Origin of the sequence: Phenylobacterium hankyongense (assembly GCF_003254505.1) — a bacterium.
Taxonomy (GTDB): Bacteria; Pseudomonadota; Alphaproteobacteria; order Caulobacterales; family Caulobacteraceae; genus Phenylobacterium; species Phenylobacterium hankyongense.
The window spans coordinates 1-350 of record NZ_QFYP01000019.1; the positions used below are offsets into that span (position 1 = coordinate 1).

Annotated in this window: 1 protein-coding gene; it reads right to left on the minus strand. The window is 69.7% G+C overall.

Annotated elements, in window-relative coordinates; translation table 11 throughout:
• The coding region (locus tag DJ021_RS18495) for a tyrosine-type recombinase/integrase (protein WP_165837291.1) at positions 1-350 on the minus strand (350 nt) is incomplete at both ends.

Here is a 350-nt window from a genome sequence, read left to right on the forward strand (position 1 = left end):
GCGCGCTTCCAGGTAGGCCTTCACCGCCGCACGGGCGGTGTCGTTCAGCGGCGCCAGGCGTTCCTTTCCGCCCTTGCCCTTGACGATCAGATAGGCGGGGTCACGCGCCAGAGCCGCCAGCGTAAGACTCGTGAGCTCAGAGATCCGCAGGCCCGAGGCGTAGGCAAGCTCCACCATGCAGGCCAGCCGCAGGCCCTGCGCCCCGTCGCGGGCCGCAGCCGCTGCGATGAGGCGGTCCATCTCCTCGCGACTGAGCACCTTGGGCAGCGAACGGCCCTGTTTCGGAGCCTCGACCCGGCGGGAGGGGTCGTCCTGGCGCCAGCCTTCGCCCAGCATGAAACGGGAGAACT